The sequence below is a fragment of the Umezawaea sp. NPDC059074 genome, assembly GCF_042738955.1.
GTDB lineage: Bacteria > Actinomycetota > Actinomycetes > Mycobacteriales > Pseudonocardiaceae > Umezawaea.
The window spans coordinates 20,841-42,039 of sequence record NZ_JBHYHC010000062.1 but is presented as its reverse complement, the minus strand read 5'-3'; the positions used below and the strand labels follow the sequence as shown (position 1 = coordinate 42,039).

The 21,199-nt window shown below is 72.2% G+C and carries 18 protein-coding genes; 10 read left to right on the top strand and 8 right to left on the bottom strand.

All coding sequences use genetic code 11. From position 1 onward, the window contains the following. Positions 1-3 precede the first annotated feature (3 nt). Together ACFWW9_RS26245 and adh are read right to left on the bottom strand one after the other, a co-directional pair. Positions 4-369 carry a DUF779 domain-containing protein gene (locus ACFWW9_RS26245; protein ID WP_390383259.1) on the bottom strand — a complete coding sequence of 122 codons (366 nt, stop codon included), beginning with the start codon at positions 367-369 and terminating at the stop codon, positions 4-6. Next, positions 369-1,892, bottom strand: a complete 1,524-nt coding sequence (gene adh / locus ACFWW9_RS26240) for an aldehyde dehydrogenase (RefSeq protein ID WP_390383256.1) — start codon at positions 1,890-1,892, stop codon at positions 369-371. The genes ACFWW9_RS26245 and adh overlap by 1 nt, the downstream gene beginning before the upstream one ends. A 140-nt stretch (positions 1,893-2,032) precedes the next feature. Here adh and ACFWW9_RS26235 point away from each other — a divergent pair, with 140 nt between their 5' ends. Beyond that, a complete protein-coding gene (locus ACFWW9_RS26235) occupies positions 2,033-3,478 on the top strand; it encodes a GAF domain-containing protein (RefSeq protein ID WP_390383253.1) in 1,446 nt (481 codons plus the stop codon). Between the two features lie 40 nt (positions 3,479-3,518). Here ACFWW9_RS26235 and ACFWW9_RS26230 read toward each other — a convergent pair whose 3' ends face one another. After that, positions 3,519-4,889 (bottom strand): aldehyde dehydrogenase family protein, encoded by a 1,371-nt coding sequence (locus ACFWW9_RS26230; RefSeq protein ID WP_390383250.1) that lies wholly within the window; start codon positions 4,887-4,889, stop codon positions 3,519-3,521. A 125-nt stretch (positions 4,890-5,014) separates the two neighbouring features. Here ACFWW9_RS26230 and ACFWW9_RS26225 point away from each other — a divergent pair, with 125 nt between their 5' ends. Further along, positions 5,015-6,478: a GAF domain-containing protein gene (locus ACFWW9_RS26225; protein WP_390383246.1), complete on the top strand. Its 1,464-nt coding sequence runs from the start codon at positions 5,015-5,017 to the stop codon at positions 6,476-6,478. Between the two features lie 45 nt (positions 6,479-6,523). Here the strand turns inward: ACFWW9_RS26225 and ACFWW9_RS26220 are convergent, their stop codons facing one another. After that, the gene (locus ACFWW9_RS26220; protein WP_390383243.1) at positions 6,524-7,132 is read right to left on the bottom strand and encodes a lytic polysaccharide monooxygenase; all 609 of its coding nucleotides are present in this window, start codon (positions 7,130-7,132) and stop codon (positions 6,524-6,526) included. Between the two features lie 153 nt (positions 7,133-7,285). On the opposite strand from ACFWW9_RS26220, the gene ACFWW9_RS26215 reads away from it, so the two are divergent. Genes ACFWW9_RS26215 through ACFWW9_RS26200 form a run of 4 tightly spaced genes read left to right on the top strand, consistent with a single transcriptional unit; the run spans position 7,286 to position 9,500 of the window. Then, positions 7,286-7,885, top strand: coding sequence for a DUF402 domain-containing protein (locus tag ACFWW9_RS26215; protein WP_390383240.1), 600 nt, complete (start codon positions 7,286-7,288; stop codon positions 7,883-7,885). Further along, entirely contained in the window at positions 7,882-8,487 is a 606-nt protein-coding gene (locus ACFWW9_RS26210) for a uridine kinase (RefSeq protein WP_390383237.1), read from the top strand. The genes ACFWW9_RS26215 and ACFWW9_RS26210 overlap by 4 nt, the downstream gene beginning before the upstream one ends. Positions 8,488-8,504: 17 nt before the next feature. After that, positions 8,505-8,792, top strand: coding sequence for a DUF6412 domain-containing protein (locus tag ACFWW9_RS26205; protein ID WP_390383234.1), 288 nt, complete (start codon positions 8,505-8,507; stop codon positions 8,790-8,792). Between the two features lie 39 nt (positions 8,793-8,831). Next, positions 8,832-9,500, top strand: coding sequence for a YidC/Oxa1 family membrane protein insertase (locus ACFWW9_RS26200; protein WP_390383231.1), 669 nt, complete (start codon positions 8,832-8,834; stop codon positions 9,498-9,500). Here the strand turns inward: ACFWW9_RS26200 and ACFWW9_RS26195 are convergent. Further along, positions 9,409-10,455: a fatty acid desaturase family protein gene (locus ACFWW9_RS26195; protein ID WP_390383283.1), complete on the bottom strand. Its 1,047-nt coding sequence runs from the start codon at positions 10,453-10,455 to the stop codon at positions 9,409-9,411. The two genes, ACFWW9_RS26200 and ACFWW9_RS26195, sit on opposite strands and share 92 nt — an antisense overlap. A gap of 78 nt (positions 10,456-10,533) precedes the next feature. Further along, positions 10,534-12,054: a PucR family transcriptional regulator gene (locus ACFWW9_RS26190; protein ID WP_390383228.1), complete on the bottom strand. Its 1,521-nt coding sequence runs from the start codon at positions 12,052-12,054 to the stop codon at positions 10,534-10,536. Between the two features lie 112 nt (positions 12,055-12,166). On the opposite strand from ACFWW9_RS26190, the gene pruA reads away from it, so the two are divergent. Both pruA and ACFWW9_RS26180 read left to right on the top strand, forming a co-directional pair. Further along, complete coding sequence (gene pruA / locus ACFWW9_RS26185; RefSeq protein WP_390383225.1) at positions 12,167-13,792, top strand: L-glutamate gamma-semialdehyde dehydrogenase; 1,626 nt, start codon at positions 12,167-12,169, stop codon at positions 13,790-13,792. A 14-nt stretch (positions 13,793-13,806) separates the two neighbouring features. After that, a complete protein-coding gene (locus ACFWW9_RS26180) occupies positions 13,807-14,730 on the top strand; it encodes a proline dehydrogenase family protein (RefSeq protein ID WP_390383222.1) in 924 nt (307 codons plus the stop codon). A 78-nt stretch (positions 14,731-14,808) separates the two neighbouring features. Here the strand turns inward: ACFWW9_RS26180 and ACFWW9_RS26175 are convergent, their stop codons facing one another. Beyond that, a complete protein-coding gene (locus ACFWW9_RS26175) occupies positions 14,809-16,077 on the bottom strand; it encodes an NYN domain-containing protein (RefSeq protein WP_390383219.1) in 1,269 nt (422 codons plus the stop codon). Positions 16,078-16,114: 37 nt separating this feature from the next. After that, entirely contained in the window at positions 16,115-18,715 is a 2,601-nt protein-coding gene (locus tag ACFWW9_RS26170; protein WP_390383216.1) for a hypothetical protein, read from the bottom strand. A 91-nt stretch (positions 18,716-18,806) separates the two neighbouring features. Between ACFWW9_RS26170 and ACFWW9_RS26165 the strand changes: the two genes are divergently transcribed. After that, complete coding sequence (locus ACFWW9_RS26165) at positions 18,807-19,394, top strand: ArsR/SmtB family transcription factor (protein ID WP_390383213.1); 588 nt, start codon at positions 18,807-18,809, stop codon at positions 19,392-19,394. Then, positions 19,387-21,195: a S9 family peptidase gene (locus ACFWW9_RS26160; RefSeq protein ID WP_390383210.1), complete on the top strand. Its 1,809-nt coding sequence runs from the start codon at positions 19,387-19,389 to the stop codon at positions 21,193-21,195. The genes ACFWW9_RS26165 and ACFWW9_RS26160 overlap by 8 nt, the downstream gene beginning before the upstream one ends. Positions 21,196-21,199: the final 4 nt, after the last annotated feature.

Genomic DNA, 21,199 nt, shown 5'->3' with positions numbered 1-21,199 from the left:
CGTCTAGCTGTTGAGCGCCAACGACTCCTCGTCGGTGAGCAGGCGCGACCGGATCAGGAAGCGCACCCCGAGCGGTGCTTCGAGGGAGAACCCGCCGCCGCGGCCCGGCACGACGTCGATCGTCAGGTGGGTGTGCCGCCAGTACTCGAACTGCTTGCCGGACATCCACACCGGCACGGCCTCGTCGTCCACCACGAGGTCGCCGAGGTGGACGTCCGACCCGCCGGTGCGGAACTCCCCCGCCGGGTAGCACATCGGGGCGCTGCCGTCGCAGCAGCCGCCGGACTGGTGGAACATCAGCGGCCCGTGGTCCGCCCGGAGGCGGCGGACCAGGTCCGCCGCCTCCGGGGTGAGCGCGACCCGGTCCATCAGAAGAAGCCCTGCGCGTTCTGCGAGTAGCTGACGAGGAGGTTCTTCGTCTGCTGGTAGTGGTCCAGCATCATCTTGTGGTTCTCGCGGCCGATGCCGGAGTCCTTGTAGCCGCCGAACGCCGCGTGCGCCGGGTAGGCGTGGTAGTTGTTCACCCACACCCGGCCCGCCTGGATGTCGCGGCCCGCGCGGTAGGCCGTCGCGCCGTCGCGGGACCAGACGCCCGCTCCCAGGCCGTACAGCGTGTCGTTGGCCGTCTTCACGGCGTCGTCGTAGTCGTCGAACCGGCAGACCGACACGACCGGGCCGAAGATCTCCTCCTGGAAGATCCGCATCTTGTTGTCGCCCTCGAAGATCGTCGGCTGGACGTAGTAGCCGCCCGACAGGTCGCCGCCGAGGTCGGCGCGCTCGCCGCCGGTGAGGACCTTCGCGCCCTCCTGCTTGCCGATGTCGATGTACGACAGGATCTTCTCCAGCTGGTCGTTGCTGGCCTGCGCGCCGATCATCGTGTCGGTGTCCAGCGGGTTGCCCTGCTTGATCGCCTTCGTGCGCTCGGCGGCGTCGGACAGGAACCCGTCGTAGATGGAGCTCTGGATCAGCGCCCGCGACGGGCACGTGCAGACCTCGCCCTGGTTGAGCGCGAACATCGTGAAGCCCTCGAGGGCCTTGTCGTAGAACGCGTCCCGCGTGGAGGCGACGTCCTCGAAGAAGATGTTCGGGCTCTTGCCGCCCAGCTCCAGCGTCACCGGGATGATGTTCTCGCTGGCGTACTGCATGATCAGCCGACCGGTGGTGGTCTCGCCGGTGAACGCGATCTTCGCGATGCGGCTGCTCGACGCGAGCGGCTTGCCCGCCTCGACGCCGAAGCCGTTGACGATGTTGAGGACGCCCGGCGGCAGCAGGTCGGCGATGAAGCTCAGCAGCACGTGGATCGACGCGGGCGTCTGCTCGGCGGGCTTGAGCACGACGCAGTTGCCCGCCGCCAGCGCGGGCGCGAGCTTCCACGTGGCCATCAGGATCGGGAAGTTCCACGGGATGATCTGGCCGACGACGCCCAGCGGCTCCTGGAAGTGGTAGGCCACCAGGTCCTGGTCGATCTGCGAGATCGAACCCTCCTGGGCCCGGATCACGCCCGCGAAGTAGCGGAAGTGGTCGATCGCCAGCGGGATGTCGGCGTTGAGCGTCTCGCGGACGGCCTTGCCGTTCTCCCAGCACTCGGCGACCGCGATGGCCTCGAGGTTCTGCTCGATCCGGTCGGCGATCTTGTTCAGGACGTTCGCGCGCTCGGTCGGCGACGTCCGGCCCCAGGCCCGCGCGGCGCCGTGGGCGGCGTCCAGCGCGCGTTCGACGTCCTCGGAGGTGCCCCTGGCGATCTCGGTGAACGCCTGCCCGGTGACAGGCGAGGGGTTCTCGAAGTAGTTGCCCTTGGCCGGGGCCACGTACTCGCCGCCGATGAAGTGGTCGTACCTGCCGAGGTACGACACGACACTGCCCGGCTGACCAGGTGCCGCGTACTCCGCCATGTGTCCCGCCTCCCGCTCCGTTGCGTGATGTGGGTCTCACGCTAGGCCAGGCCACGTTGCACGCCCGTTGCATCCGTTCGGGGGAACCGGCGGGTTGCGGTTTCCGGTAACCGCGGGTCATCCTGGGTGCGGGAGGTCCCATGGACGCCGAGCGGCACTCGCACGCGCTGAGCCGGGTGTACGACTCCGTCCTGGCGGGCGTCGGCGGGAAGCCCCGGCCGGTCATCTCCGACTCGTGGCACCGGTCGCTCGCCGCGCACGTCGACCCGGAGCAGCGCGAGGCCCCGGTCGTGTACGAGCCGTCGGAGGTCGTGGACCTGCGCGACGCGCACCCGCTCGCCTCGGTGCTGCCGATGCTGCGGGAGACGCTGGTGAGCATCGCGGACGAGGCGATGCACGTCATGATCATCACCGACGCGCACGGGTACGTGCTGTGGTGCGAGGGCGAGGCCGAGATCCGGCGGGCCGCCGACCGGGTGCACCTCACCGAGGGCGCGCAGTGGAGCGAAGAGGCCAGCGGGACGAACGCGATGGGGACCGCGTTGGCGTTGGGGCGGCCGGTGACGGTGCACTCGGCCGAGCACTTGGTCCGGGCCTACCACGGGTGGACGTGCGCGGCGAGCCCCGTGCGGGACCCGGACACCGGGCGGATGCTCGGGGTGGTGGACATCAGCGGGCCGCTGCGAACCGTGCACCCCGCCATGGGCGCGTTGGTGTCGGCCGCGGCCCGGCTCGCGGAAGGGCAGTTGCAGGTGCAGATCGCCACCCGCGACGAGCGGTTGCGGGCGCGGAACATGCGGCACCTGACGGCGTTGCGCGGGGAGCCGGGGGCGTTGTTGAGCCCCACCGGGCGGGTGTTGGCCGCCGAGCCGTTGGGGATGCTGCCGGGGCGGCTCGCGGTGGACGTGGACCGGCTCGTGCTGCCCGACGGGCGCGTGGGGGTGCTGGAGCCGCTGGCCGAGGGGTACCTGCTGCGGGTGCCCCGTGCCGGTGGGCCCACGCGGATGCCGTTGCTGGAACTGGCGTTCCTCGGCGCGGAGCACCCGACGGCGTCGTTGGACGGGCGGGAGCTGCCGCTGTCGCTGCGGCACGCGGAGATCCTGACGGCGTTGGCGTTGCACCCGGCCGGGTTGACGGCGGACCAGCTCGCCCTGCGGCTGTACGGCGAGCGCGGGAACCCGACGACCGTGCGGGCGGAGATGCACCGGTTGCGGGCACAGCTCGGCGACGGGGTGCTGCTGACCCGGCCCTACCGGTTGCGGGCGGACGTGCGGGCGGACTTCGCGGCGGTGCGGAAGGCGTTGCGGGGCGGGGACGTCGTGGGGGCCGCCGCCGGGTACCGCGGCACGTTGCTGCCCCGGTCGGAGGCCCCGGTGGTGTGCGAGGAGCGGGAGGACCTGCTGGCCGGGGTGCGGCGGGCGGTGATCACGCTCGGGGACGCGGAGAGCCTGTGGGAGTTCACCCGGACCGAGGACGGGCGCGGGGACGCGGAAGCGTTGCGGCACTTGAGCCGGGTGCTGCCTCGCGGGGACTTCCGGCGGGAACTGGTCGCGGGGGAACTGCGGCGGGCGTTGGCGGAGTCGTGATCGGGCGGAGGGCGACGCCCGATCTCCGGTCCCGTGGTGCTCAATAGGCGATGACCATGTTCTTCGTGTGCTGGTAGGACTCCACGAGACCGCGTGCGCATCCCTGGAAACCGGCGTGCGGCGGGGTGTTGTTGACCCAGAGGCGGTCCGCCCGGATGGCCCGTCCCGCGCGGTAGCCCGTGCCCGCGTCCCGTGACCACACCGCGGCGGAAGGGCTGCGGGGGACGTCGTTGGCCGCCTTGACCGCGTCGTCGAACTCGTCGAAGCGGCTCACCAGCGTGATGGGGCCGGTGCAGTCCTCGTGCAGGACGCGGGTGCGGTGGTCGGTCTCCAGGATCGTCGGCGTGACGTAGTAGCCGCCCGCGAGGTCCACGCGTTCGCCGCCCAGCACCACTCGCGCGCCCTCGCGGCGGCACAGGTCCACGCGGGACAGGACGTGGGCCAGGTGGCCCGCGCTGACCTGGGGGCCCGCCGTGGTGGCGGGGTCGAGGGGGTCGCCGAGGCGGACGGTGCCGGTGTGGGCGGTGGCGTCCAGGAGGAAGTGGTCGTAGGCCTTGCTCTGCACGAGGGCCGCGCCCGGCTGGTTGAGGGTGAACCTGGTGAACGCGGTCAGCGCCGCCTGGTAGCGGTCGTCCCGCTGCTCGGTCAGGTCGGCGAAGTAGACGGTCGGCGTCCACGTCGACGGTTCGCGGACGACCACCGCCTTCGCCACGCGGCGGTTCGCGGTGAGCGGGGCGGCGGCCTCCACGTCGAAGCCGGTGACGACGTTCAGCACACCCGGCGGGAGCAGGTCGCCGATCAGGCCCACCAGGACGTGGATCGACGCCGGGGTGTGCTCGGAGGGCTTGAGGACCACGGTGTTGCCCGCCGCCAGCGCGGGCGCCAGGTGCCACGCGGTGCTGAGCAGCGCCGAGGTCCACGGGAGGACCAAGCCGACCACGCCTAGCGGTTCGGCGAAGTGGTGGGCGACCAGGTCGCCGTCCGCCTGCGTGATCCCGCCCTCCTGCGCGCGGATCACGCCCGCGCAGAAGCGGAAGTGGTCCGCCGCGGCCGGGAGGTCGGTGAAGAGGGTCTCGCGGATCGGCTTGCCGGTGTCCCACGTCTCGGCCACCGCGATGGCCTCCAGGTTGTCCTCCAGGCGGTCGGCGATCTCGCACAGCACCACGGCGCGGTCGGCGGCCGAGGTGCGGCCCCACGCGCGGGCGGCGCCGTGCGCGGCGTCGAGGGCGTGGTCGACGTCCTCGGCCGTGCCGCGGGCGACCCTGGTGAACACCTCGCCCGTGACGGGGGTCGGGTCGTCGAAGTAGAAGCCCCGCGAAGGCGGCACGTACTCGCCACCCACGAAGTGGTCGTATCGGTCGCGGAACGAGACGACGCCGCCCGATCGGCCCGGTGCCGCGTACTTCGCCATGTCAGGCCTCCAGCTTGGGGGAAGCCCGGAAGCTAGGAAGATCGACGTTGCAGTCGCGTTGCATCGCGGCGGGTTGCCGCGACGCCCCGGCGCGCGTCATCCTGACGGCGGAGGCGGGAGGGCCGATGCACTGGGGGCACGATCAGCGGGCGAAGGCGCGCGCGTTGAGCCGGGTGCACGACGCGTTCCTCGGCGGCGGGTCCGCCGGATTCGTGCCGAGAAAGCTGATTTCCGAGTCCTGGGGCCGATCCCTGGCCGCGCAGATCGACCCGTACCGCCACGAGGCGCCCATCGTGCTCGGCCCGGACGAGGTCGCCGACCGGTGGGCCGAGCACCCGCTGTCCGGCGTGCTGCCGGTGCTGCGGGAGACGTTGGTGGGCATCGCGGAGGACGCGATGCATGTCATGATCATCACAGATGGCGACGGCCACGTCCTGTGGTGCGAGGGCGCGCGGAAGGTGCGGCGCAGCGCGGAGGACGTGCGCCTCGCCGAGGGCGCGCGCTGGACCGAGGAGGCCATCGGCACCAACGCGATGGGCATCGCGCTGGCCGTCGACACGCCCGTGGTCGTGCACTCCGCGGAGCACCTGGTGCGGACCTACCACGGGTGGACGTGCGCGGCGAGCCCCGTGCACGACCCGGACACCGGGACCACGATCGGCGCGGTCGACATCAGCGGGCCGCTGCACACCGTGCACCCCGCGATGGGCGCTCTGGTTTCGGCGGCGGCCCGGCTGGCGGAGAGCGAGCTGAGGCTGCGGCAGGCCGCGCGCGACGAGCTGCTGCGGTCGCGGAACATGAGGCACCTCATCGCGTTGCGCGGCGAGCCGGGCGCGCTGCTCAGCCCCACGGGCCGGGTGCTCGCCGCGGAACCGCACGGTCTGCTGCCCGCCCGGATCGACCCGACCGCCGACCGGGTGCCGCTCGCCGACGGCCGCGAAGGCGTGCTGGAACCCCTCGCCGAGGGCTTCCTGCTGCGCGTGGCGCGGACCACCGCGCAGCGGCACCCGGTGCTGTCGTTGACGTTCCTCGGCGTCGAGCACCCCAGCGCGGTGCTCAACGGCCGCGAGCTGCCGTTGACGTCCCGGCACGCGGAACTGCTGACGGCACTGGTGCTGCACCCGCACGGGCTGACGGCGGAGCAGCTGGCGCTCAAGCTGTACGGGGACCGCGGCAACCCGGCGACCGTGCGGGCCGAGCTGCACCGGCTGCGCGCCCAGGTGGGCACGGGCACGCTGCTGACCAAGCCGTACCGGCTGCGGGCCGACGTGCAGGGCGACTTCGTCGCGGTGCGGGAGGCGTTGCGGCGCGGGGACGTGGGCGCCGTCGCGGCGGGCTACCGGGGCGCGCTGCTGCCCCGCTCGGAAGCGCCGGTCGTGCGGGACGAGCGCGAGGACCTGCTGGCGGGCGTCCGCCGGGCCGTGCTGACCCTGGGCGACGCGGAGAGCCTGTGGGAGTTCACCCGCACCGACGGCGGGCACGACGACGTGGAGGCGCTGCACCTGCTCGTGCGGGCGCTGCCGCGCGACGACATAAGGCGGGAACTGGTGGCCGGGCAGTTGCGCCGGGCCCTGCGCGTGGATGGCTGAGGGGGGAGTCCGGCGCGGACTCCCCCCTCAGGGCTCAGGTGCTCGCTAGTACGTGACGTCCGAGCACGAGTAGAACGCCTCGGGGCTGTCCGACCGCTGCCAGATCACGTAGATCAGGTGCTTGCCGGTCTTGCCCGCGGGGAGCTTCACGTTGATCTGGTACGCGCCGTTGGCCAGCGGCGGCTCGGTGACCTTCGCGAACGACGGGTCGAGGTCGCTCCACTTGAGCGGCTGCGACGGGTTGTAGCCGTTCTTGGTGTTGAACAGCTCGAAGGTGCCCCGGTGCGGGGCGGTCGCCTTCAGCGTGAACGTGATGTTCGCGCCGCTGGTCAGCTTCGTGGAGGCCCAGTCGGTGCGGGCCAGGTCGAGGCCCTTGTACTTGTCGCGGCCCGCGCTGCACAGCTTGCCGTCCGGGATGATCGACCGGCTGTTGCCCGCGGCGTTGGCGATGTTCACCTCGTGCCAGTCGTACATGGCCTGCGTGCCGCCCGCGGCGACGGCGGCCTTGCAGCCGCCGGACGTGGGGGCCTCGGGGTTCTCGTTCCAGCGGCAGTTGTACGTCCGGCTGAACGGCCCCTGCGCCGAGCCGTGGCCCTGCGCTACACCGGTCATGAGCATCGGCAGCGCGACGGCGATCGACGCGAGCAAGGCCACCAGCCCAAGTTTGCGAGCTTTCACGTGGGTACTCCCTATCAAGTGTTCGGTTGGCGGCCTTGCACCCAGCAGAGGACTAGACCACTAGTGTCATAGGTCCAGACCTGTTGCACCAGGGCCGGATGGGCGTATGCGGACCCCTAAGCTGGTGACATGGGGTATTTCCGGCCGGGGGCCACGGTGCTGCGTCGCGAGGTCCTGCACGGCAGGCCGTGGGTGGTCACGCCGTCGCGGGTGGTCGTGGACGAGCCGGGGCTGCTGGCGGTGTTCCTGGTGCCGGGGACGCGGTTCGGGTACCCGCCGCACCCGTGGCCGCACGAGAAGCAGCTCGCCGGGAACGCGACCTGGCGCGGGCACGGGAAGCTCCAGCTGCACCGACCGGACGACGGGTACTCGGTCGACCTGTACTGGGAGGGGCCGGAGCGGCGGTTCAACGGCTGGTACCTGAACCTCCAGGACCCGTACCGGCGCACCGAACTGGGCTTCGACACGCTCGACCACGAGCTGGACTACTGGGCGCCCGCGGACGGGCCGTGGAGCGAGCGGGACCGCGAGGACTTCGAGCGGCAGGTCGTGGAGGGCAAGTACTCGCCGGAGCTGGCCGAGCGGATCCGGCGGCAGGGCAAGGAGATCGAGGCGATGCTCACCGACGGCACGACGTGGTGGGACCCCGCGTGGGCCGCGTGGGAGCCCGACCCGGACTGGCCCGTGCCGGTCCTGCCCGACGGCTGGGAGGACTACCCGCAGCCGTGAAGGTCCGCTCCCTGACCCCCGAGACCCTGGTGGACGAGCTGGTGGCGCGGATCGACGCGCTGCCCCGCGCCGCATGGGCCCGCGTGCTCGTGGACGGGGCCGCCCCCGCCGCGCCGGGCTCGCTGGCCGACGCGCTGGTCGACCCGCTGCGCGCCCGCGGCCGCCCGGTGCTGCGGGTGTCCGCCGCCGACTTCCTGCGGCCCGCGTCCGTGCGGCTGGAGCACGGCCGCACCGACCCGGACTCGTTCCGGCACGAGTGGCTGGACACCGGCGGCCTGCTGCGCGAGGTGCTGACCCCGCTGGAGCCCGGCGGGTCCGGCAAGGTGCTGCCGTCGCTGTGGGACGCGGCGGCGGACCGGGCCAGCCGCGCGTCGTACGTGACGCTGGGCGAGGGCGGGGTGCTGCTCCTGGACGGCACGCTGCTGCTCGACCGGTGGCTGCCCGTCGAGCTGGCGGTGCACCTCTGGCTCTCCCCCGGCGCGCTGAACCGGAAGACGGCCGACGACCTGAGGTGGACGCTGCCCGCCTACGACGACTACGACCCGGCGGCCGACGTGCTCGTCCGGTACGACCACCCGGATCGCCCCGCGCTAGTGGTGTGAGTCGGTATGGTGGCGGCATGACGAAACGGCAGCGGTTGCAGTTGCTGCTCGTCATGCTCTTCCCGGCCCTGTACGCGGTCACCCTCTTCCACAACCCGGTCGAGCTGCTGGCCGCGATCACCGCGCTGGCCGTCGTGCTGCTGCTGGTCGCGGGTCCCGTCACGCCGCGGAGCGCGCCCGCGTGGACCCGGTCGCTGTCGTTGCGCACCAAAGCCCTGCGCACGGCCTTCCTGCGCCTGCGCGATCCCGACGCGGCGGGCCGTCCCCGTCCTCGAGCACCCGGATTCGGCGTCTCCCCCGCCTGAGTCCTGTTCGTCCCGCTCGAGATCGACGGAGTGCTCCCCTTGTTCTACTCGCTGGGTTCCGCCCTGGCCGGATTCGTCCCGCCCGCGGCCGCCATCGTCCTGTTCACCCTCGCCGTCCGACTCCTGCTGCACCCGCTCACGCGGTCCGCGGTGCGCGCCGAGAAGGCCAAGACCGCCCTCGCACCGGAGGTGCGCAAGCTCCAGGAGAAGCACGGCAAGGACGTCGTGAAGCTCCAGGAAGCCACCATGAAGCTGTACCGGGATTCCGGCACGTCCCTGTTCGCCGGGTTCCTGCCGATGCTCGCGCAGGCCCCGTTCCTCATGGTCGTGTACCGGCTCGTCACGACGCCGAACCCGCTGCTGGACGGCACCGTCCTCGGCGCGCCGCTGGGCACGGGCTGGCTGGCCACGCAGCAGCACACGCCGGTGTTCCTCGGCCTGTTCGCCCTGCTGGCGCTGATCGCCTACGGCTCGACGCGCTGGTCGGCGCTGATGGCCGAGCGGAACGGGGTACCGCAGACCACGCTCACGCGGGTGCTGCGGTACCTCCCGTTCGGCACCGTGCTGATGGCCGCCGTGCTGCCGCTGGCGGCCGGGGTCTACCTGCTGACCACGACTAGCTGGACGTTGCTCGAGCGAGCTTGGCTGCACCGCGCAGCGGCGCGCCCGCCTCGTGCAGGTGTTGCAGCACGTACCCGTACGACCTGAACAGGCCGCACTTGGCGTAGGAGATCGAGTGCTGCTCGCAGAACTCGTGGACGAGGGCCTGCGCCCGGCGGAGGTTCGGGCGGGGCATGCTCGGGAACAGGTGGTGCTCGATCTGGTAGTTCAGGCCGCCCAGCGCCAGGTCGGTGAACCAGTTGCCGTTGACGTTGCGGGACGTGAGGACCTGCTTGCGCAGGAAGTCGAAGTCGTGCTCGTCGGTGAGGACGGGCATGCCCTTGTGGTTCGGCGCGAACGAGACGCCCATGTACAGGCCGAAGGCGGCCTGGTGCACCAGGATGAACAGGACGCCCTTGAGGGGTGACATGACCAGGAACACCGCGGCCAGGTAGCCGACGAGGTGCGCGGTCAGCAGCGCGGCCTCGATGGCCCAGCCCTTGACCTGCTTGCGGAACACCGCGTTCACGCTGATGACGTGCAGGCTGAAGCCTTCGAGCAGGAGCAGCGGGAAGAAGAAGAACGCCTGGTGCTTCGTGATGAAGCGGAAGATCCCCTTCTTCGTCAACGACTGCTCGGAGGTGAAGGCCAGCACCGAGATGTCGACGTCCGGGTCCTCGTCGATGTGGTTCGGGTTCGCGTGGTGGCGGTTGTGCTTGCCGATCCACCAGCCGTAGCTGAGACCGGTCAGCAGGTTGCCGTGCACCAGGCCGACGAGGTCGTTGGCCCTCTTGCTCTGGAAGATCTGCCGGTGCCCCGCGTCGTGGCCGAGGAAGGCGAGCTGCGTGAACAGCACGCCCATGAGCGCCGCGACGGCCAGCTGCCACCACGAGTCGCCGACCAGGACGAAGGCGGCCACGGCGACGGCGAGCGCCACCGCGTTGCCCGCCAGCCTGAAGGTGTAGTAGCGGATCCTGCGTTCCAGCAGTCCCGCCTGCTTGATGGTCCGGGATAGCTCAGCGAAGTCGCTGCCCCGCTTGCCTGCCGCGTCGACGGTCAACAGCCCGGTTTCCTTTCGGTGTGCCCCCGGACCGAAGAGTAGAGGTGCACTGTCCGAATTGGGTAAAGCAGCAGGAGAACCTCAGCCCAACCTCAGTTGCAGCTGGGCGAACAACCGCTGCAGCGGGTCGTCCAGGTCGACGCCGGACACCTCGGCCGCCCGGCGCACGCGGTAGCGGAGCGTGTTCGGGTGCACGTGCAGGACCCGTGCCGCCGAACGGACGTCGCCGAAGGCGTCGAGGTAGACCAGGACGGACCGGGCGAGGTCGCCGTCGAGCTTCGCGAGCCTCGGGTCGCGGACGCGCGGGTTGTCGGCCAGCAGGGCGAGGGTCTCGCTGACGAGCACCCGCGAGCGGACGTCGGCGAGCGTGGCCACGTCGACGTCCATGCCCCGGCCCATCGCGTCGAGCACCCGGTCGGCCTCCTGCCGGGACACCAGCGCTTCGTCCACAGTGGACACCGTGCCGCCCACGGCCGCCCGGACGCCGGGGCCGACGTGCTGGTGGGCCGCGGCGACGATCTCCTTGGTGAGGCCCAGGAGTTGGGCTCCCGGCGGCAGGTCGGGCAGCAGCACGTAGGTCCGCGCGCCGACCTGCGTCACGAGCGCGCTGCGCCGGTACGCCGCCGCGTGCACGGAGATCAGCCCGGTCAGCTCGGCCCGCTTGAGCTCGGCCTCGGTGCGGTCGGCGGACTCGTCGTGCAGGGCGAAGACGACCACGGCGGCGGGTTTGGCCGGGTCCGCGCCGATCTGGCCCGCCACGGACTCGGCGTCCATCCGGCCGTCCAGCAGGGAGGCGAGGAGGTTCTCGCGGAACGCCGTCGTGGGCTCGTTGCGGCGCTGGACGAGGTGCAGCGCGGTCACGCGGGCCGCGCCGAGCAGCGCCCGTTCGGCCTGCTCGGTCAGCGGTGCGTCACCTTCCTGGACCCAGATCGTGCCCAACGGCGTCGGGCCCGCGTGGATGCCGATGGCGATGCGGCGGCGGATCCCGAGTTCGGGGCGCTCGTCGATCCGCACGACCTCCTCACCGGAGCGGAGCAGCTGGTAGACGCCCCAATCACGAAGCATTTTCAGGTACGGCTCCGGGCCCTGCCTGCCGAGGATGGACAGCCTGCGCAGCTCGTCCACCTCGTCGCTGGACCGGGAGTACGCGAGCACCCGGCTGGAGGTGTCCTCGATGCTGACGATGCCACCGGTCAGCGCGGCGATCGTCTGCGCCAGCGCGAACAGGTCGCCGAGCACCTCGCCGTTCGCCGCCGGCCTGACCAGCACGCCCCGGACCAGCGACTCCAGGTGCTCCCACCGCACCTCGGGGCGGACCGCGAGCAGCGCGACCCCCGCGTCGACCGCCGCCTGCCGCAGCAGCGGGACCGGCCCGTCGACCTTGACCGCCACGGCCGCCGCCCGCCTCGCGGCCCTGATCAGCGGCACCGCCGCCCGCCCACGCGCGCCGATGACCAGCGCCAGGTCACCCGGCCGGACGTCCGGCACGTCGTCGGGATCGAGGATCACGACGTCCAGCACGTCCACGTCGAGCCCGCGTGGCGCGACCTGGAGCTCGACCAGCGGGTCGCCCAGGGCGATCAACACGTCCTGAAGGCTCATCTTTGTCCGTTCAGCCAAGTGGGTACCCCGATATTAGCCAGTCGGACAAAGGTCGGCAGGCCCTCTCGACCTACCGTTGAGGGAGACATCCGCTGTTGTGGAGGAGCTGCTCGTGGACGCTGTGACCAGGGTTCCGTCGCCGGTGAACGAGCCGGTCCTGACCTACGCCCCCGGTTCGCCGGAGCGCGCGGAGTTGCAGGCGAAGCTCGTCGAGCTGGTCAAGGAGCCGCTCGAGGGAACTCTGACCATCGGCGGCGAGCAGAGGGCGGGGGGCGGCCCGAAGTTCGACGTCGTGCAGCCGCACAACCACCGCTCGGTGCTCGCCACGTTCACCGGCGCGACGCACCAGGACACCGAGGCCGCCATCGCCGCGGCCCGCGCCGCCGCCCCCGGCTGGCAGGCGCTGTCCTACGACGACCGCGCCGCGATCCTGCTCCGCGCCGCCGACCTGCTGGTCGGCCCGTGGCGCTCGACGATCAACGCCGCCACCATGCTCGGCCAGTCGAAGACGGCCATCCAGGCCGAGATCGACGCGGCCTGCGAGCTGGCCGACTTCTGGCGCTACAACGTCGCCTTCGGCCGCACGCTCCTGGAGGAGCAGCCCGCCAGCTCCGCGGGGGTGTGGAACCGCACGGACCACCGCCCGCTCGAGGGCTTCGTCTACGCGATCACGCCGTTCAACTTCACCGCCATCGCGGCCAACCTGCCCACCGCTCCCGCGCTGATGGGCAACGTGGTGCTGTGGAAGCCGTCGCCCACGCAGGGCTTCTCCGCGCAGCTCACCATGCGGCTGCTGGAGGAGGCGGGGATGCCGCCCGGCGTCATCAACCTGCTGCCCGGCGACGGCATCGCCGTGTCCGACGTGGCGCTCGCGTCGCCGGACCTCGCGGGCATCCACTTCACCGGCTCCACCAAGACGTTCCAGCACCTGTGGGGCCAGGTCGGCGCGAACATCGCCGGCTACCGCAGCTACCCGCGGATCGTCGGCGAGACCGGCGGCAAGGACTTCGTGCTCGCCCACCCGTCGGCCGACGTCGACGTCCTGCGGACCGCCCTCGTGCGCGGCGCGTTCGAGTACCAGGGCCAGAAGTGCTCGGCGGCGTCCCGCGCCTACGTGCCGCGCTCGGTGTGGACGCGGATGAAGGACGCGTTCCTCGCCGACGTGGCCGCGCTGACCGTCGGCGACGTGACCGACTTCGACAACTTCATGGGCGCGGTCATCGACCGCCGGTCGTTCGACAAGCTCTCCGGCGTCCTGTCCTCCGCCCGTGACGCCTCGTCCCTGGAGGTCGTCGCGGGTGGCACGGCCGACGACAGCGACGGCTTCTTCGTCCAGCCGACGGTCCTGCTCGGCACGGACCCGACGCACGAGGTGTTCACCACCGAGTACTTCGGCCCGGTGCTGTCGATCCACGTCTTCGACGACGCCGACTACGACCAGGTGCTCAAGCAGATGGAGAGCGCGTCCCCGTACGCGCTGACCGGGTCGATCATCGCCCGCGACCGGGCCGCCATCGCCCACGCCCAGCAGGAGCTCCGCTTCGCGGCGGGCAACTTCTACGTCAACGACAAGCCCACCGGCGCCGTCGTCGGCCAGCAGCCCTTCGGCGGCGGCCGCGCGTCCGGCACGAACGACAAGGCCGGCTCGATCCACAACCTGCTCCGCTGGGTCAGCCCCCGCTCCATCAAGGAGACCTTCGTGGCTCCGACCTCGTACCGCCACCCGCACCAGGGCTGAGGGAGAACACCGCCATGCTCCGCTCCACGCTGCTCGCCGCCGCCCGCTCCACGGGCGCCCGTTCGCTGGTCGAACGCACCCCGCTGACCCGCCCCGTGGTCGACAGGTTCATCGCGGGCGAGGACGTCGACGCGGCGATCCGCGCCACCGGCGCGCTCGTGGCCGACGGCCGGTACGTGACGCTGGACCACCTCGGCGAGGACACGCTCGACGCCGCGCAGGCCGACGCCACGGTGGCGGCCTACGGGGAGCTGTTGTCGCGCTTGGACTCCGCCGGGTTCGCGGGCCAGGCGGAGGTGTCGGTGAAGCTGTCGGCCGTCGGGCAGTCGCTGGCCGTGGACGGGGCGAAGATCGCGCTGGAGAACGCCCGGAAGATCGCGGAGGCGGCCGAGGCCGTCGGCACGACCGTGACGCTGGACATGGAGGACCACACCACGACCGACGCCACGCTGGACGTCCTGCGCGAACTGCGCGTGGACTTCCCGTGGGTCGGCGCGGTGCTCCAGGCGTACCTGAAGCGGACCGAGCAGGACTGCCGCGACCTCGCGCACGCGGGCTCGCGGGTGCGGCTGTGCAAGGGCGCGTACCAGGAGCCCGCTTCGGTGGCGTACCAGGACAAGGCCGACGTCGACCTGTCGTACGTGCGCTGCCTGAAGGTCCTCATGGCGGGCGAGGGCTACCCGATGGTGGCGTCGCACGACCCGAGGCTCATCGCCATCGCGGCGGACCTGGCGGGCACGCGGGCGTTGGACAGCTACGAGTTCCAGATGCTGTACGGAATCCGGCCCGAGGAGCAGAAGCGGATCGCCGCGGCGGGCAACACCATGCGCGTCTACCTGCCGTACGGCGACGAGTGGTACGGCTACTTCATGCGCAGGCTGGCCGAACGCCCGGCCAACGTGGCGTTCTTCCTGCGGTCCTTGGTGACCACGGGCTGATTTTGGGCCCCCGGTTTCGACGTTAGCCGGGGAGTACGACGTTTCTGAGGGCCCCGGACCACGTCCGGGGCCCTCGGCTCAGTCCTCCCCGAGGATCCAGGTGCGGACCTGGGCCTGCTCGGCCTCGGTCAGGTCCATCTGCGCGTCCGCCGCCAGCCGGAGCACGTTGTCGACGAACGCGCTCGCCAACGCGGCCCCGTCGAGCGCGTCGTCGGTCCAGTCGAACCCGCTGTAGCGGTAGCCGACCAGGATGAAGTGCACGGTGGCCCTGGACACCGGCACGCCGCGCGAGGCGCACACGTCCCGCGCCACCCGTTCCGCCTCGGTCTGCCCCCGGTCGCTCACCAGCCGCGCGTCCGTGGCGAGCACGTCGAACAGCGACTCGTAGGACCGCCGCGAGAGCAGCGGCGCGCCGACGACCCGGTTGACGCGCTCGGCCACCTCGGGCACCCCGGCGGGCGCTCCCGCCACCGGCCCCTGGTGGGGCGGGGCGTGCCGCGCGGGGTCGTAGAGCCAGCCCGGCGGGCGGCTGGTGTCCACCACGAGGTGGTCGTCGGCCAGCGTGGCGGCGAACCGGCCGAACGTCCCGTTGCCCGCCCACCTCGTGGCGTAGACCTCGTCGCCGATGGTGGTCCGGACCTCGTGGGCGGCCTTGGCCATCACGACCGGCTCCCCCGCCGCCGCGACCAGGTCCCGCACCACGGCCTCCATCCGGTGGTGCAACGACTCCACCGCCCCCGGCACGACGACGACCTCCGGTTCCACGGGGTCGGCCTCCGGCTCCTCCGGCTCCGGGGCCTCGTCGAGCCCCAGCGCCTCGTCGAGGAACATCGCGTCGGGGATCGCGAAGTCGCACGCCGCCTGCATGGCGGCGGCGGCCGGTCCGCTCACCAGCATCGCCGTGCGTCGGTCGTGCTCCCGCAGCCGCAGCAGCACCGGCGTGAAGTCCGCGTCGACGGACAGCACGATGAACTCGTCGAACCACGTGGGGTGGGTCAGCGTGTCCAGGATGTCCAGCACCATGTAGATGTCGGCGCTGTTCTTGCCCATCGCCGTGAGCGCCGGGCAGTCGACGACCCGGAACCCGGCGCGGGTGAAGTACGGGCGGAACCGGCTGGAGCGGGCCGGGTCGAGGTAGCAGATCCGCCGCAGCAGCGTGCGCGGCTGGTCCTCGATGTCCACCAGGAACGGCCCGAGCTCGTTCTCCATCCAGGAGATCCAGCGGGCGGGCTGCGTGGCGAACCGCCACCCCGCCTCCTTGCTCGACTTGCACAGGCCGATGTAGACGTTCTCGAAGTCGACGAACACCGCCGCGCGTCTGTGGGTGCCTGTCGAGCGTTCCGCCATCAGCGCACAACTCCGATCATCACGGGGGGATCCTCCATCAGGTCGTCAGCGCGGCGGCGTCGAGCACCAGGTCGACCGCCACCAGCGCCCGGTTCAGCCCGCCCGGCGAGCTGTTCGCCCGCCGGGCCACCACCACGGCCCGGTGCGCGGCGTCCAGCGCGTGGTCGAGGTTCGTGCCGGTCTCGGCGCACGAACCGGCGTACGCGGCCAGCGCCTCGGCGTAGCCGATGTCCGTCTCCAGGTTCTCCGGCGTCCGCAGCAGGTGCCACAGCACGACCGCCGTGTGCCCGGCATCGCGCGCCTCGGCGTGGCGGCGGGCCGCTGCCAGCGCCAGCACCAGCCGGTGCAGCGCGAACAGGTGGGCGGCCGGTTCGCCCAGGTCGCGCCACAGCGCGACGACCTGCTCCGCCAGTTCCACGGCCTTGCCGTGGTGCCGGACCTTCGCCAGCTCGTCCGACAGCACCAGCGCGGCCCTGGTCAGGCGCGGCCCCTCCACCGCCAGCGCCTGGTACGACAGCCGCCGCAGGATCGCGAGCACCTCGTCGACCGCCCGGTGCGCCTCGTAGTCCCGCCGGTCGTAGAGCAGCACGCCCGCCAGCGCCGCCCACGCCACGGCCAGGTCCGCCCGGTGCGCGGGATCGCGCCGCAGCAGCTCCACGGCCTGTTCGGCGGCGGTGATCCGCTCGTCGAACCGGTCGGACGCCACCACCAGGTGCCCCAGCGCGCCCGCCAGCAGCGCCCGGTCCTCGGGCAGTCCCGACTCGGCCACCCGGCGGCGGACGGCGACCGCCTCCGCGGCGAACCGGACGGCGTCCGCGCGGCGACCCGCGTCCAGCAGCAGGGCGCTGCACGACACCAGCGCCACGGCCAGGTCGCCCTCGAACCCGCGCGGGTTGACCGCCACCAGGCGGCGCAGCACCACGATGGACTCCTCGACCACGTCCACGGCCTCGTCGCGCAGGTCGTTGGACCGCAGCACCCCGCCGATCTGCGCGAGCATCCGGGCGAACTCGGGCTCGTAGCGGGGATCCGACTCCGCCGCCGACCGCCACGCCGCGACCGCCCGCTCGGCCACCTCGGACGCCTCGGCGGTCCGCCCCACGTCGAACAGCCGGGTCGCCAACTGCTGTCCGGCCTTCGCGAAGTCCAACCGGAACAGGCCGGGGCTGGTCAGCGCCAACGTCTGGTAGAGCGCGGTGGCCCGGCCGATGGCCTCCACGGCGTCCGCGCGCTTGCCGACGGCCGCGCACCGCAAGGACAACTGCTCCAACGCCGCCGCGAGCTGGGGCGCGCTCTCGGGGTCGTCGTGCACGACGTCCTCCGAGAGCGACACGGACTCCAGCGAGGCCTCCAACGCCTCCTCGGGCCGGTTCACCGCCACGTACCGCAAAGCCAGGTCTCCCAAGGCGTCCGCCAGCGCGGGCCGGTGCTCGGCCTCGTCCGCCGCCGCGAGTTCCCGGTACAGCGCCACTTCCCGGTGCGCGGCGACCAGCGCCTCGTCCCGCAGCGCCGCCAACGCCGCCCGCGCGCCCAGCATCCCGTACAGCTCGGCGTGCTCCAGCCGGTCCGACCCGGCGACCACGGCGTGCTCCACCAGCCGCCGCGTCAGCACGGCGGGGAGCACGTCCCCGGTCAGCCGCTGCTCCTCGAACACGTGCGGCGCGATGGCCCGCAGCAACGGGATCGACGACATCTCGGTCAGCGCCAGCACCGTCGACGCGCTCGCCGTGCGGGCCAGGCCGGGGTCGCCGGTGAACAGCGTCTCGGCGCGCTTGCGCAGGTGCGGCCACCGCCGCGCGGCCTGCACGAGGGTGGCCAGCCCGGCGGCGGACACCTCGGCCTCGATGCGGTGGTCCAGCAGCGCGACGGCGAGGAAGTCCTCCGCGAGCCGGGCCGACCCGGCGGACACGCCGTCGCGGCTCATCAGGTGGCGGACGAGGTCGGAGCGGCCGGAGCCGGGTGCCGCGCCGAGGACGAAGGCGAGCGCGGACAGGTGCACGTCGAACGTGGTGTCGGCGTGCCGGGGCTCGACCGACGGCCGTTCCACGCCCAGCGCCTCGGCGAACCGGGCGCACGCCAGCGCGTGCTGCTCGGCGTGCTCCTCCGGCCGCGCCACCAGCGGGAGGTCCGACATCGCGTGGCCGAGGTCGGCGCCGCGCTGCCGGGTCGACGACCACCACCAGCCCGCCAACCGCGACAGCAGCAGGACCCGGCTCTCGGCGCTGGTGCGCTGCCACGGTTCGCGCAGCAGGTCGCGCAGGTCGGCCCACGGCCAGCGGTCGGCGTCGTCCACGACGATCAGCAGCCGGGTGGAGGAGACGGAGGGGCGCAGGTCCGCGGCTCCCTCGCCGTGCCGGGCGAGCAGCACGGTCCAGCCCGCGGCGCGGCTGTCGACGACGAACTTGGCCGCCAGCCTGGACTTCCCGACCCCCGCGACGCCGTGCAGCAGCAGCGTCGCCCGCCGCGTCGGGTCGTCGCGCCACCGGGTCAGCGCGGCCAGTTCGCGGATGCGGCCGTGGAACGGGACCACCTCGTTGCGCGCGTCGAGGAGACCGCCGGGCCCGGTGTCCGCGCTGACGACCGCCGTGCCGTTGGGCGGGGGGTCGAGCCGGTAGGAGGCGCCGCGATTCCGATCCACTGCGCCATAGTGCACTCCCCCGTGAGCCCATTGGCACCAACCACACCTTTCGGCGTTGACTCATCCGGCATCGCAACACTACTTTCGAAACATGTCTTTCGAACGGCGTCAGCTCACCGACGCGCACGACCTGCGCGCGCTGAGCCACCCGCTGCGCGTCCGGATCATGGAACTGCTCGCCCAGGAAGGCCCACTGACCGCGACCGAGGCGGCGGCCGAACTGGGCACGACGCCCGCGAACTGCTCGTTCCACCTGCGCCTGCTGGCGCGGCACGGGTTCGTCGAGGAGGCCGAGGGCGGCGTCGGCAGGCAGCGGCCGTGGCAGCTCGTCGAGCAGGAGACCCGGATCAGGTCGCGGGACCTGGACCAGGAAGGCCTGTCCGCGCTGCGGGCGCTGGACGAACTCCGCTGGGTGCGGCGCAGGCACCAGCAGGCGGAGTGGTGGCGCACCAAGGAGGAGTACCCCGAGCAGTGGCGGACCGCCGCGGCCGAGTCCTTCGCCGTGCTGCACCTGACCGCCGACGAGGTCGGCGAGCTGAACGACGCGCTCAACGAGGTGGTCGGCCGGTACGTGGACCGCGGCCTCGTGTCCCACCGCCGTCCCGGCACCGCGCCCGTGGACATCTCCACGTCGACGATCCCACTCCGACTTCCACTTCCTGGGGGAGAACATGGCTGAGCTCGAGGACTTCGCCCCGAAGCAGAGATTCCGCTCGACCATCGCCCTGTCGCCGGACGGCCGGTTCGCCGCCTACGCCGCGAACGCCGACGGGCAGCACAACCTCTACGTGGCACCGGTTTCCGGCGGCGAGCCGCGGAAGCTGACGAACTACCGGCACAACGCCGTCCGCCAGATCGCGTGGTCGCCGGACGGGAAGTCCGTGCTGTACACGGCGGACTTCCAGGGCAACGAGCAGTTCCAGCTCTACCTGGTCGACGCCCACGGCGGCGAGCCGCGGCCGTTGACCGACACCTCGGACCGGCAGCACGTGCTCGGCTCCAGCCTGTTCGACCTGAACGCCCTCACCCCGTTCACGCCGGACGGCGGTTCCGTGGTCTACGCGGGCAACGACCGCGACGCGGCGTTGCAGGACGTGCTGGTCCAGGACCTGGCGACCGGCGCGGTGCGGCGGATCGAGACCACGACCGGCACGATGCTGCACGCGGTGTCCGTGTCGCCGGACGGCCGGTGGCTGCTGACGTCGGGCTACCACAGCAACTCCGACAACGACCTCGCGCTCGTCGACCTGCACGATCCGGACGCGCCGCTGTGGATCGTCACCGCGCACGAGGGCAAGCGCCTGCACCTGCCCGGCCCGTGGACGGCCGACTCCGGCGGGTTCCACGTGCTGCACGACACCGGCGGCGAGTTCCTGGCGCTGGGCGTGTACTCGCTGGCCACGGGTGTGATCACCGACCTCGTCACCCCGGCGTGGGACGTGGAGCAGGTCGCGGCGTCGGGCGACACCACGGCGTGGACGGTGAACGAGGACGGGGTGTCCCGGCTGTTCGTGCGCCGCGACGACGCCCTGCTCGTCCTCCCCGAGCTGCCCGCGGGCGTGATCGGGTCGCTGTCGATCTCCGGGGACGTGCTGGCGTTCCTGCTCACCACCGGCACCCGCCCCACCGAGGTGGTGGCGCTGGACCTGGGCACCCGCGCGCTGACCTACCTGACGACCAGTTCCCCGGCCGTCGCCGTCACGTTCGTGGAGCCGGAGGTGGTCCGGTACCCGACCCACGACGGCCGCGAGGTGCCCGCGTGGCTCTACCGGCCGCACGGCGAGGGCGTGCGGGGCGTGGTGATCTCCATCCACGGCGGCCCGGAGGCGCAGGAGCGCCCGTTCTACAACTACGCCGGGCTCTACCAGTACCTGCTGTCCCAGGGCGTCGCGGTGCTCGCGCCGAACGTCCGCGGCTCCACCGGGTACGGCAAGACCTACCAGAGCCTGATCCTGCGCGACTTCGGCGGCGCGGAGCTCGGCGACTTCGAGCACGCGGTGAAGTACCTGCGCACGCTCGACTGGGTCGACCCCGAGCGGATCGGCGTGTGGGGCGCGTCCTACGGCGGTTTCGCCACCCTGTCGTGCCTGTCGCGGCTGCCGGACCTGTGGGCGGCGGGCGTGTCCATGGTCGGCCCGTCGAACCTGCTCACGATGGCCCGCTCGGTCCCGGAGACCTGGCGCGCGGAGATGGCGGACTGGGTCGGCGACCCCGACACCGAGGCGGACTTCCTCCTGGAGCGCTCGCCCATCACCTACTCCGACGCGATCACCGCGCCGCTGTTCGTGATCCAGGGGGCCAACGACCCGCGGGTCGTGAAGGCCGAGAGCGACCAGATCGTCGAGGCGCTGCGCAAGCGGGGTGTCGACGTGCGGTACGACGTCTACGAGGACGAGGGCCACGGCTTCACCAACCGGGTGAACGAGGTCAAGGCCATCGGCGACACGGCCGAGTTCCTCCTGTCGCACCTGGGGCGTTGAGGAC

Coding starts and splice junctions, on each gene's coding strand:
- ACFWW9_RS26245 (WP_390383259.1), bottom strand. CDS start 369: ATGGACCGGGTCGCGCTCACCCCGGAGGCGGCGGACCTGGTCCGCCGC.
- adh (WP_390383256.1), bottom strand. CDS start 1,892: ATGGCGGAGTACGCGGCACCTGGTCAGCCGGGCAGTGTCGTGTCGTAC.
- ACFWW9_RS26235 (WP_390383253.1), top strand. CDS start 2,033: ATGGACGCCGAGCGGCACTCGCACGCGCTGAGCCGGGTGTACGACTCC.
- ACFWW9_RS26230 (WP_390383250.1), bottom strand. CDS start 4,889: ATGGCGAAGTACGCGGCACCGGGCCGATCGGGCGGCGTCGTCTCGTTC.
- ACFWW9_RS26225 (WP_390383246.1), top strand. CDS start 5,015: ATGCACTGGGGGCACGATCAGCGGGCGAAGGCGCGCGCGTTGAGCCGG.
- ACFWW9_RS26215 (WP_390383240.1), top strand. CDS start 7,286: ATGGGGTATTTCCGGCCGGGGGCCACGGTGCTGCGTCGCGAGGTCCTG.
- ACFWW9_RS26205 (WP_390383234.1), top strand. CDS start 8,505: ATGACGAAACGGCAGCGGTTGCAGTTGCTGCTCGTCATGCTCTTCCCG.
- ACFWW9_RS26190 (WP_390383228.1), bottom strand. CDS start 12,054: ATGAGCCTTCAGGACGTGTTGATCGCCCTGGGCGACCCGCTGGTCGAG.
- ACFWW9_RS26180 (WP_390383222.1), top strand. CDS start 13,807: ATGCTCCGCTCCACGCTGCTCGCCGCCGCCCGCTCCACGGGCGCCCGT.
- ACFWW9_RS26175 (WP_390383219.1), bottom strand. CDS start 16,077: ATGGCGGAACGCTCGACAGGCACCCACAGACGCGCGGCGGTGTTCGTC.
- ACFWW9_RS26165 (WP_390383213.1), top strand. CDS start 18,807: ATGTCTTTCGAACGGCGTCAGCTCACCGACGCGCACGACCTGCGCGCG.
- ACFWW9_RS26160 (WP_390383210.1), top strand. CDS start 19,387: ATGGCTGAGCTCGAGGACTTCGCCCCGAAGCAGAGATTCCGCTCGACC.